The sequence below is a fragment of the Amorphus sp. MBR-141 genome, assembly GCF_053628695.1.
The window spans coordinates 49,342-60,740 of the sequence record NZ_JBRJGW010000009.1 but is presented as its reverse complement, the minus strand read 5'-3'; the positions used below and the strand labels follow the sequence as shown (position 1 = coordinate 60,740).

Genomic DNA, 11,399 nt, shown 5'->3' with positions numbered 1-11,399 from the left:
GGCGGCAGCGGCCGGAGGCGTCCGGCCCGGACCGTCGTCGATCCGGACGGGGGGGCGCCTAAGCGGCAGCCTCGATGGGGGTGTCGGCGCGCAGGCCCAGTAGGTGGCAGAGCGCGTAGACCAGTTCGGAGCGGTTCATCGTGTAGAAGTGGAAGTCGGTGATGCCGCGGGAGTTGAGGTCGAGCACCTGTTCGGCGGCGACCGCGGCGGCCACCAGCCGGCGCGTCTCGGCGTCGTCGTCGAGCCCCTCGAACCGGCGTTCCAGCCAGTCCGGGATCGTCGTGCCGCAGGCGGCCGAGAAGCGGGCGACCTGCTGGAAGTTGTGGACGGGCACGATGCCCGGCACGATCGGCAGGGTGATGCCGGCCTTGGCGACGCGCTCCAGATAGGCCTCGAACAGGTCGTTCTCGAAGAAGAACTGGGTGATCGCCCGGGTGGCGCCGGCATCCTGCTTGCGCTTCAGGTTGTCGATCTCCACGCCCCAGTCGGCGCTGTCGGGGTGGCGCTCGGGATAGGCCGAGACGGACACCTCGAAATCGCCGATGGCGCGGATGCCGGCGGTCAGCTCGGCGCCGTTGGCGTAGCCGCCCGGATGCGGGGTGTAGGCGGTTCCGGCGCCGGCCGGCGGATCGCCGCGGAGGGCGACGATGTGGCGGATGCCGGCGCTCCGGTAGTCGCGGATGACCTCGTTGACCTCGTCCTTGGTCGCGCCGACGCAGGTCAGGTGCGCGGCCGGCTTCAGCCCGGTCTCGTCGATGATCCGCTTGACGGTGCGATGGGTGCGCTCGCGGGTCGAGCCGCCCGCGCCGTAGGTCACCGACACGAAGCGCGGCTGCAGCGGCTCCAGCCGCTGGATCGAGGCCCACAGCGTGTCTTCCATCGCCTGGTTCTTCGGCGGGAAGAACTCGAACGACGCGGAAATCGGCGGGTGTGCTGCCTGCGGGCGGCCGGGCGTGGTGGTCTCGTTCATCCGGTGGTCTCCAAGGCTTGCGTGGTGTGCTCGGCGGCGATCTGCGTACGGGCGTCGCGGCTGAGCCAAAGGGTGACGGTGAGATCGGCGGGAGAGGCGCCGACGGGCGCCAGGTCCTCGACGACGACGGTCTCGAGGCCCGCCAGCGCGAGCCAGCCCGACACCTGCTCGTGCGAGAAGCCGAGCCGGCGATGGGCGTGCTCCGAGCGGAGGAACTCCAGGCCGTGCGGGGCGAAGTCGACGACCAGCAGCCGGCCGCCGGGACGCACCGCGCGGGCCGCCTCTTCGATGGCGCCGGCCGGGTCCTCGAGGTAGTGCAGGACCTGGTGCAGCGTCACCAGGTCGTAGGAATCCGGGGCGACCGACAGCGCGAAGATGTCGCCCTGGCGGACGCGGGCATGCTGGATGCCGGCCTTGGACAGGTTGACCCGGGCGACCGACAGCATCGCCGAGCTGGCATCGATGCCGAGCGCGCGCTCGTAGAGATCGGCGAACAGCTCCAGCGTGCGGCCGGTGCCGGTGCCCAGGTCCAGCATCGACTGGATCGGCGCGGTGCCGACCAGTCCGCGCATGGCCCGCTCGACCGAGGCTTCCGGCACGTGCAGCGAGCGCAGCGCGTCCCAGGCGTGGGCGTTGGCGGCGAAGTAGGCCGCCGCCGTCTCGGCGTGGCCGCGCTGGACCGCGGCGAGCCGCTCGCGGTCGCGCGACAGCGTCGGGTCCGACGGATCCAGCTGCAGCAGCAGGTGGTCGGCGAGCCTCGAGCCGGAATCCACCTCGGTGAGCCGGTAGTAGGCCCAGGCGCCCTCGGGGGCGCGGACGATCAGGCCGGCATCGGTCAGCAGCTTCAGATGGCGCGAGATGCGCGGCTGGCTCTGGCCGAGGATGGTGGTCAGATCCTTCACGGTCAAATCGGCGCCGGCGAGGAGGGCGAGGATGCGCAGGCGCGTCGGCTCGCCGGCGGCGCGCAATCCACCCACCAGCGTGTCCAAGCCGATCACGCTGTCGACAAACATCTCGGATGTACCTTCGGGTACCACGTCCTGCCTCGGATCATTGGAGTTCGATATAAAGATATCTTTATACCTTGAACTCGCAAGAGGCAAGGGGGCTCTCGGCGCGTGAATCCGCGCGGAAAATAACCGGAAACTTAGATTAAATATCTGATATTAAACGGATTATTCGAAAGGGCGGCTGCCCAACAGGCCGGGCGCCGGCATCAGGATTGGGGAAATTGCCCACGAAGGGTGTCGGGATTCCCACCGCCGGTCGGGCGTTTCCGAGCGGCCGGCAGCCGCGCGGACGGCGTGCGTCGGGCCAGCGGGCGCCGGCGCACGCCATCGAGCCACGGCATCCCGCGCCGGCCCCGGCGCGGGGTCGTCGTCGAGCCCGAAACGGCGACCTGGCCGCCGACTGTCAGTCGAAGGAGATCTCGTTGTCGTCCAGGTAGACGTTGTTCGCGGCGCAGATGTCGATCGAGATCGGGTCGTCCAGCACCTCGCCGCCTCCGTCCGCCGCCCAGCCGACCCGCAGGATCTGGTCGCAGGCGCCCGTGTCGGCGGTGAACTCGACCTGCACGCCTTCGCCCGGCGCCAGCTCCTCGTCGAGCCAGTTGTCGCTCCAGCCGTCGCCGTCGTTGGTGTAGAAGCCGACGACGGTGTTCGTGTCGGTGGTGTTGTGGATCTCGAAGAAGCCCTGGGATCCCGTCCCCTGGGCATGGGCCGAGGTCCCCAGTGTGATGGCCAGCGCCGCGGTGGCGGCAAGGCGCCCGATCGTCGTGTTCATGTCATTCCCCCCGGTGAGGAGCCTCCGCTCCAGGCACCAGCGTAGACCCGTTGGGCGAGGAATGCCGTCGAAAAGACGCGTGACCGGAACAGGGCCGGGGAGCCGCGTCCCGCCGCTCAGAACGCGTAGTCGGTGAAGATGTGGTCGAGGTTGGCGCCCCACGGGCCCTTGTACTGGTCGAGCATGCGCTCGGCCATGGTGCGGCCGCTGGCGATGACCTCCTCCAGCGGGCCGAGGAACTGCGTCTCGTCGCTGCCGGAGCTGTTGAGCCGGCCGCGCCGCTTCAGGCCCTCGTGGGACAGCGCGACCATCTCGCGGGCGACCTCCAGCACCGTCCGCCCGGCGACGGTTGCCTGCAGCCCCTCGCGCGGAACGGCGTCGCGCAGCGTCTGCCGGTCTTCCTCGGTCCAGTCCTTCACCAGCTGCCAGGTCTGGTCGAGGATGCCGTCGTCGTAGAGAAGACCCACCCAGAGCGCCGGCACCGCGCAGATCCGCCGCCAGGGACCGCCGTCGGCGCCGCGCATCTCCAGGAACTTCTTCAGCCGGACCTCGGGGAAGGTGGTGGAGATGTGGTTGGTCCAGTCGCCGATGGTCGGAAGTTCGCCGGGCAGCATCGGCAGCTTGCCCTCCATGAACTCCCGGAACGTGTGGCCGGTGACGTCAACGTAGCGGTCGCCGCGCTTGACGAAATACATCGGCACGTCGACCACCCAGTCGACGTACTGCTGGTAGCCAAAGCCTTCGTCGAAGGCGAACGGCAGCATGCCGGTGCGGTCGGGATCGGTGTGCTTCCAGACCTCGGAGCGGAACGACAGGAAGCCGTTGGGCCTGCCGTCGAGGAAGGGCGAGTTGGCGAACAGCGCGGTGGCGATCGGCTGCAGCGCCAGGCTGGTGCGCAGCTTCTTCACCATGTCGGCTTCGCTGGAGTAGTCGAGGTTCACCTGGATGGTGGCGGTCCGGTACATCATGTCGAGGCCGAGCGTGCCGACCTTCTTCATGTACGCGGTCATGATCTCGTAGCGCTGCTTCGGCATGCGCGGCATGTCCTCGCGCGACCAGGTGGGCGCCACGCCGATGCCGAGGAAGCCGAGGCCGAGCGGCTTGGCGATCTCGCGCACCTGGGCGAGGTGCGCGTTGGCCTCGCGGCAGGTCTGGTGGAGCGTTTCCACCGGCGCGCCGGAGAGCTCGAACTGGCCGCCCGGTTCCAGGCTGATGGCGCCGCCGCCGATCGGGTCGACGAGGCCGATGATGGCCTCGCCGTCGTGGATCGGTTCCCAGCCGAGCAGCGATTCCATGCCCTTCAGCAGCTGCGAGATGCCGCGCGGTCCGTCGTAGGGGGCCGGCTTCAGGGTGTCGCGCACGAACCCGAATTTCTCGTGCTCGGTGCCGATGCGGAACGCCTCGGGCGCCTTCTCGCCGTCGGCGATCCAGGCGGCAAGGGTATCCCGATCCTGGATCGGCGTGTCGTCAGTCGTGTCGCGCGCCATCTAACTTCCGGCCATCTATCGATTTGGCGCCGGACATTAGCCGGGCCGATCCATCGAAACAAACGAGTTCTCGCGCACCGATCCGTGAGGAAATCCGATCGGTCGCGAGAGCGGAAAGACCAAGCAGCAAATCCGGCGTCAGCGCCAGTCCCCGAGGGCGGTCTGTACGATCGCAAGGGCTGCTACGGCTGCGGTGTCGGCCCGCAGGATGCGCGGGCCGAGCGAAATTGCGGTGACGGACGGGTGCCCCAGGAGCATGGCGCGTTCGTCCTCCGAAAAGCCGCCCTCCGGACCGATGAGCAGCGCCAGTGGCCCCGCTGCCAGCCCCGACAGCGCCTCGACCGGGTTGGCGACGTCAGTGCCTTCGTCGCAGAAGATCAGGCGCCGGCCGGGCTCTTCGGTGTCCCAGCTGGACAGAAGGCGGTCGAGGCGGGCGGGCTCGACCACCTCGGCAACGGCGATCACGCCGCACTGTTCCGCCGCCTCGATGACGTTCGCGCGCATCCGCTCCACGTTGACGCGGCTCGCCTGGGTATGGCGGGTGAACACCGGCATCAGCCGCCCGGCGCCCATCTCCACGGCCTTCTGCACCATGTAGTCGAGCCGGGCGTGCTTCAGCGGCGCGAACAGGTAGGAGAGGTCGGGCAGCGGCTCCTGGGCACGCAGCTGCTCCTCGCAGGCGAGCGTCGTCGCCTTGCGGGCGATCGAGGCCACGCTCGCGCGCCATTCGCCGTCGCGGCCGTTGAACACGAGCACCGTCGCGCCCTCGGCGAGCCGCATGACGTTCTTCACGTAGTTGGTGCGGGCGGCATCCAGCGCGATCCGGGCATCGGGCCCGAGCGGATCGTCGACGAAGAGGCGCGGCGTCGTGAAGTCGGTGCGGGCCATGGCGGACGTTCCGGGTCCAGGGGGGATCGATGCGGGCGGCCGGCGCCCGTGCTTGCGCGCCGTCATATGCCAGAGACGGCGGGGGCGGAAAGGGCGGGCGATCCGAAGCCGTTTCTTATCCGTCGGCTCGAACGGATCCGAGCGGGACATGCTCTAGCTTGCCGAAGCGGCAGGCCGATATCCGCGCACGAACAGCGCCACGCCGCTCTCGATCATTTCCGAAATCTGCCGTTCGGACAGCGGCGCGAATCCCAGCAGCCCGCAGAGCTGGATGTCGGTCGACACCAGCTGGAGAAACTGCCGCGCCGCGAGCGCCGGATCCGGGACCACCAGATCGCCGCGCGCGTCGGCCGCCCGCAGCAGGTCCTCGAGCTTCTCGTGGGCGAGCTTCGGACCGGATTCGTAGAAGATCTCGCCCAGCTCCGGAAACCGCGGGATCTGCGCGATCAGGCTGCGATAGAACGCCAGCCCGTCGCACGACGCGAACACCTGGATGAACTGCCGGGCGACCGCGAGAAGGACCTCGGCGATGTCCTGGGAGGGGGGCAGCGACGACCAGATCAGATGCTCGGTCTGCCGGCACTTGTCGCTCACCAGCGCCGCGAACAAGGCCTCCTTGCTCGGGAAGTAGACGTAGAGGGTGGCCTTGGAGACCGCCGCCGCCTTGGCGATGGCGTCGGTGCTGACGGCGTCGTAGGGCTGGCTGAGGAACAGCTGATAGGCGGCGTCCATCAGCTGCCGGACCTTCGGGTTGTTCCGGTCCAGCTCCGCCAGGTGCCGCATGTACTCGGGCGCGCTGCTCGGTCGGGGTTGTGCCTCGGGGCTCCGAGGATCCGCAAGATTGGCCATCGAGGATCGCCTCCCAAAAATTATTGAACTAAACCGTTTAGTCAGAGATTGACACGGCGCTCCGGAGTGGTCAACTAGATCCAGACTAAACGGTTTAGTTCGATCCTGGACTGGAGACGCCATCATGCGCTTGGGGAGACCGCACCGGAACGGCGCCCGCCGACGGCTCGGGCGCACGTGCGCCGTCGTGGCGAGCGTTGCGCTGCTCTCCGCCTGCGGGCCGGAAGAGGCCGCGGCGCCGCGAGCGCCCGAGCGCGTGGTCGTGCAGGTGGTCTCCTACCAGCCGGTGTCGCGAACGATCTCGCTGGTCGGCACCGTGACGGCCCGGTTCGAGAGCAATCTGTCGTTTCGCACCGCGGGCCGGATCGCCGAGCGGGACGCCGGCGTCGGCGACCACGTGAAGAAGGGCGACGTCCTGGCCAGGCTCGAGACGAAGGAGCAGCAGGCCGATCTCGACATCGCCCGGGCGACGCTGAAGGCCGCCGAAGCCACCCTGGCCCAGGCGCAGAGCAGCTTCAGCCGGCAGCAGACGCTGATGAAGAAGGGCTTCACCACCCGCAGCAGCCTCGACGAGGCGCAGGAGCGCCTGCGGGTTGCCGAGGGGTCGGTGGAGTCCGCCAAGGCCGACATCGGCACGGCCGAGAACGAGCTGTCGTTCACGACGCTGAAGGCGGACGCCGACGGGGTGATCACGGCCCGCGACGCCGAGGTCGGCCAGGTGGTGTCCGCCGCCCAGGCGGTCTTCACCCTGGCGCCGGACGGCGACCGCGACGCAGCCTTCGACGTCTACGAGGCCCTGGTCACCCAGCCGCCGCCGGAAGGCCCCATCGAGATCCGGCTCCAGTCCGATCCCGAGGTAAAGGCCACGGCGACGGTGCGCGAGGTCTCTCCCACCCTGGACCCGGACACCGGCACGATCCGCGTGAAGATGTCCCTGACCGATCCGCCCGCGGCCATGGGGCTCGGCGTCGCGGTCATCGGAACCGGCCACTGGCCCCCGCAGCAGCTCGTGTCGCTGCCGTGGACGGCGCTGACGTCGAGCGGGGGCGCCCCCGCCGTGTGGGTCGTCGATCCCCAGACGGCCCGCGTTTCGGAGCGCCAGGTCGTCGTCGAGCGCTACCGGACGGGCGAGGTGCTGCTCAGCGGCGGCCTGAACAGCGGCGAGACCGTGGTGATCCGCGGCGGCCAGTTCCTGCGCGAGGGACAGACCGTCCTGACCGAACCGGAGGCTTCCTCATGAATCCAAGGCACATCCTCGTCGGTCTCGTCGCGCTCTGCGCGGTGGCCGGCCTCTTCGGCTGTTCGGAGGGCGACGCGGACCGGGAGCCGGCGATCCGTCCGGTCCTCTCCGAGCTGGCGGCGCTGCAGCCCGGCGACGTCGAGAGCTTCACCGGCAAGGTGGAGCCGCGCTTTTCGCACGAGCTCGGCTTCCGGGTGCTCGGCCGCGTCGTCGCGCGCAACGTCGAGGTCGGCCAGCAGGTGAAGGCCGGAGAGGTCCTGGCTTCGCTCGATTCCCGGGCGCTCGAGCTCGCCGTCCGGCAGCTGGAGGCGGAACTCGCCAAGGCCAGGGCGCAGCTCGACAACGCCGCGGCCACGAAGGACCGCAAGACGGCGCTGTTCAAGGTGAACGCCGCCTCCCAGGCCGAAGTCGACACGGCCGAGGAGGCGCTGGCCGCCGCGAATGCCTCCGTCGTGCAGGGCCAGGCCCGGCTCGACAAGGCGAACGAACAGCTCTCCTACACCCAGCTCAGGTCGCAGACGGACGGCATCGTCACCGCCGTCAGCCTGGAGGTCGGGCAGATCGTCACCCAGGGGCTGACGGTGGTCACCGTCGCCCAGGCCGACGTGCGCGAGGCCGTCGTCGACGTCCCCGACGAGATCGCGCAGACCATCCGGCCGGGCGACGCCTTCACCGCGCGGCTGCAGGCCGATCTCGACCTCTCCGCGTCCGGCCGGGTGCGCGAAATCGCGCCCCAGGCCGACGAAGCGACCCGCACCCGGCGGGTCCGGATCACCCTGGACCAGCCGGCACCGGCCTTCCGGATCGGAACGAACGTGCGGGTGACGCCGACCCATGCGTATGTCTCGCATGTCGGCCTGCCGCGCTCGGCGCTGCTCACCGAAGACGGCCGCACCTTCGTCTGGATCGTCGACGCGAAGGCCCTGACCGTGTCCCGGCGGCCGGTGGACATCGCCGGAGATCCGGCCGGCGGTCCGGTCCGCGTGACCCGCGGCGTCGACGTCGGCGACAGGGTCGTGACGGCGGGCGTCCATTCGCTCAGCGAGGGCCAGAAGGTCCGGATCGATGCGGGGATGGTCCTGTGAAAGGCTTCAACCTCTCCGACTGGGCGCTCCACCACCGCTCGCTGATCTGGTTCTTCATGATCATGGCGTCCGTTGCCGGCGTGCTCGCCTACTTCAATCTCGGGCGCGAGGAAGATCCCAACTTCACCATCAAGACGATGCTGGTGTCCGCGGCCTGGCCCGGCGCGTCGCTGCAGGAGATGTCCACCCAGGTCACCGACCGGCTGGAGAAGAAGCTGCAGGAGATCCCGGTCCTCGACTATACCAAGAGCCTGACCTCGCCGGGCAGCACGACGATCTTCGTCAACCTGCTGGACACGGCCCAGGGCCGCGTGGTGCCGGACACGTGGCTGCGGGTGCGCAACATCCTTTCCGACATCAAGGGCGACCTGCCCTCGGGCGTCCAGGGTCCGTTCTTCAACGACGACTTCGGCGACGTCTTCGGCAACATCTATGCCTTCACCTCCGACGGGCTGACCCAGCGCCAGCTGCGCGACTACGTCGAGGCCGCCCGCACCGAGATCCTCAACGTCCCCAACGTCGGCAAGGTCAATCTCGTCGGCGCCCAGGACGAGGTCATCTACCTGGAATTCTCCACCCAGCAGATGGCGGCGCTCGGGCTCACCCAGGACACCATCGTCACTGCGCTGAGCGCGCAGAACGCGGTGGCGCCGGCCGGGACGATCGAGGCCGACGGAGAGCGGGTGTTCGTGCGGACCAACGGGCAATTCGCGTCCGAGAAGGATCTGAGCAAGGTCAATCTCTGGATCAACGACCGCTTCTTCCGGCTCTCCGACGTGGCGACCATCCGGCGCGGATACGAGGACCCGCCGAGCTCCCTGTTCCGCTACGACGGGCAGCCCGCGATCGGTCTCGCCATCGGCATGAAACCGGCCGCCAACCTCCTGGAATTCGGCGAGGCGCTGACCGAGAAGATCGCGAAGATCGAGTCCGAGCTGCCGATCGGCGTCACCATCAGCAAGGTCTCCGACCAGCCGCAGGTGGTCGAGGAAGCCGTCGGCGGCTTCGTCAAGGCGCTCATCGAGGCGATCGCCATCGTGCTCGCCGTCTCGTTCATCAGCCTCGGCTTCCGCGCCGGGCTGGTGGTGGCGCTGTCGATCCCGCTGGTGCTCGCCATCACCTTCGTGGGGATGGAATATCTCGACATCTCGCTGCAGCGGATCTCGCTCGGTGCGCTGATCATCGCCCTCGGCCTGCTCGTCGACGATGCCATGATCGCGGTGGAGATGATGGTGTCGCGGCTGGAGGTCGGCGACACCCTCGAGAAGGCGGCGACCCACGTCTACACCTCGACCGCCTTCCCGATGCTGACCGGCACGCTGGTGACGGTGGCGAGCTTCATCCCCGTCGGCCTCAACGACAGCGCCGCCGGCGAATTCACCTTCACGCTGTTCGTGGTCATCGCGATATCGCTGATCGTGTCGTGGATCGTCGCGGTGGTGTTCACGCCGCTGCTCGGCGTGAACCTGCTTCCGAAGACGATGAAGAAGCATCACGACAAGCCCGGTCGCGGCGCCCGGGTGTTCCGCTGGCTGCTGACCTTCTGCGTCCGCTTCAAATGGCTGACCATCGTCGCGACGCTGGCGATGTTCGCGCTCGCCATCTTCGGCATGGGCTTCGTCCAGCAGCAGTTCTTCCCCTCCTCGGACCGCCCCGAGGTGATCGTCGACTGGACCGCGCCGCAGAACGCCTCCATCAACGAGACCAGGGCGCAGATGGACCGCTTCGAGACCTCGCTCGAAGGCGACGACGACATTCTCTTCTGGTCGTCCTACGTGGGCGAGGGCGCCCAGCGCTTCCTGCTGTCCTACGACGTGCAGCCGGCCAGCCCGAACTTCGGGCAGATCGTCATCATGACGAAAGGCGTCGAGGCCCGCGACCGCGTCATCGCCCGGCTCAGGGATCTGGGAGAGACGGATTTCGTCGGAACCGACGTCTTCGTCCACTCCCTCGATATCGGGCCGCCGGTCGGGCGCCCGGTCCAGTTCCGGATCAGCGGTCCGGACATCCCGAAGGTCCGCGCCTACGCCCAGCAGGTGGCAAGCATCGTCGGCGAAAACCCCAACACCGACCGCGTGACCTACGACTGGAACGAGCCGGCGCGGGTGGTGAAGATCGACATCCGCCAGGACAAGGCCCGCCAGCTCGGGGTCACCTCCAGCGACATCGCCTCGGTGATGAACGGCATCGTCGGCGGCTCGACCGCCACCCAGATCCGCGACCAGATCTATCTCGTCGACGTCGTCAGCCGCGCCATCTCGTCGGACCGGTCGTCGATCGAGGCGCTGGAGAACCTGCAGATCCCCACCAAAGGCGGCCAGTCCTTCCCGCTCGCCGCGATCGCGACGTTCCACTACGAGCAGGAGCAGCCGTTCCTCTGGCGCCGCAACCGGATCCCCACCCTCACGGTGAAGTCCGCCATCTCCACCTCGGTGCAGCCAGCGACGGTCGTCGCGCAGCTGGAACCGAAGCTGAACGCGCTGAGGGCGGAGCTCCCCGACGACTATCGGATCGAGACCGGAGGCGCGGTCGAGGAGAGTGCCAAGTCGCAGGGGCCGATCGCGGCAGTCGCGCCGCTCATGCTCATCATCATGGCCACGCTGCTGATGGTCCAGCTCCAGAGCTTCCAGCGCATGTTCCTGGTGGTGGCGGTGGCGCCGCTCGGCCTGATCGGCGTCGTCGCGGCGCTTCTCCCGTCCGGGGCGCCCCTCGGGTTCGTGGCGATCCTCGGCGTGCTCGCCCTGATCGGCATCCTGATCCGCAATTCGGTGATCCTGATCGTGCAGATCGAGCACCTGATCAGCACGGGCGAGGAGAAGTGGGACGCGGTGATTTCGGCGACCGAACACCGGATGCGGCCGATCATGCTCACGGCGGCGGCGGCCTCGCTGGCGCTGATCCCGATCTCCCGCGAGGTGTTCTGGGGGCCGATGGCGTATGCGATGATGGGCGGCATCATCGTCGGCACGGTGCTGACGCTGCTCTTCCTGCCGGCCCTCTACGTCGCCTGGTTCGGGATCAAGGACCCCAGCCGCGGCAAGACACGCCGCGGCGAGGTGGCGTCCGCCGATCACGCCGACCCGGCTTCGGCCTGATCG

The 11,399-nt window shown here is 68.6% G+C and carries 9 protein-coding genes; 3 read left to right on the top strand and 6 right to left on the bottom strand.

The window, feature by feature from the left end:
- Window positions 1-58 precede the first annotated feature (58 nt).
- The 6 genes from metF to ACSSVZ_RS13680 form a co-directional block, all read right to left on the bottom strand.
- Window positions 59-970: a methylenetetrahydrofolate reductase [NAD(P)H] gene (gene metF / locus ACSSVZ_RS13705; RefSeq protein ID WP_453970850.1), complete on the bottom strand. Its 912-nt coding sequence runs from the start codon at window positions 968-970 to the stop codon at window positions 59-61.
- Complete coding sequence (locus ACSSVZ_RS13700) at window positions 967-1,983, bottom strand: ArsR/SmtB family transcription factor (RefSeq protein ID WP_453970848.1); 1,017 nt, start codon at window positions 1,981-1,983, stop codon at window positions 967-969. The genes metF and ACSSVZ_RS13700 overlap by 4 nt, the downstream gene beginning before the upstream one ends.
- A 400-nt stretch (window positions 1,984-2,383) precedes the next feature.
- Window positions 2,384-2,752 carry a hypothetical protein gene (locus tag ACSSVZ_RS13695; protein WP_453970847.1) on the bottom strand — a complete coding sequence of 123 codons (369 nt, stop codon included), beginning with the start codon at window positions 2,750-2,752 and terminating at the stop codon, window positions 2,384-2,386.
- A gap of 116 nt (window positions 2,753-2,868) precedes the next feature.
- Entirely contained in the window at window positions 2,869-4,239 is a 1,371-nt protein-coding gene (locus ACSSVZ_RS13690) for a glutamate--cysteine ligase (protein ID WP_453970845.1), read from the bottom strand.
- A 138-nt stretch (window positions 4,240-4,377) separates the two neighbouring features.
- Window positions 4,378-5,127 (bottom strand): 16S rRNA (uracil(1498)-N(3))-methyltransferase, encoded by a 750-nt coding sequence (locus ACSSVZ_RS13685; protein WP_453970843.1) that lies wholly within the window; start codon window positions 5,125-5,127, stop codon window positions 4,378-4,380.
- Between the two features lie 153 nt (window positions 5,128-5,280).
- Entirely contained in the window at window positions 5,281-5,976 is a 696-nt protein-coding gene (locus ACSSVZ_RS13680; RefSeq protein WP_453970841.1) for a TetR/AcrR family transcriptional regulator, read from the bottom strand.
- A 124-nt stretch (window positions 5,977-6,100) separates the two neighbouring features.
- Between ACSSVZ_RS13680 and ACSSVZ_RS13675 the strand changes: the two genes are divergently transcribed.
- From ACSSVZ_RS13675 to ACSSVZ_RS13665, 3 genes are read left to right on the top strand one after another with little or no spacing between them, the layout of a single operon-like run.
- The gene (locus ACSSVZ_RS13675) at window positions 6,101-7,216 is read left to right on the top strand and encodes an efflux RND transporter periplasmic adaptor subunit (RefSeq protein ID WP_453970839.1); all 1,116 of its coding nucleotides are present in this window, start codon (window positions 6,101-6,103) and stop codon (window positions 7,214-7,216) included.
- Complete coding sequence (locus ACSSVZ_RS13670) at window positions 7,213-8,301, top strand: efflux RND transporter periplasmic adaptor subunit (protein ID WP_453970838.1); 1,089 nt, start codon at window positions 7,213-7,215, stop codon at window positions 8,299-8,301. Before ACSSVZ_RS13675 ends, ACSSVZ_RS13670 begins: the two co-directional genes overlap by 4 nt.
- Window positions 8,298-11,396 carry an efflux RND transporter permease subunit gene (locus ACSSVZ_RS13665; protein WP_453970836.1) on the top strand — a complete coding sequence of 1,033 codons (3,099 nt, stop codon included), beginning with the start codon at window positions 8,298-8,300 and terminating at the stop codon, window positions 11,394-11,396. The genes ACSSVZ_RS13670 and ACSSVZ_RS13665 overlap by 4 nt, the downstream gene beginning before the upstream one ends.
- Window positions 11,397-11,399: the final 3 nt, after the last annotated feature.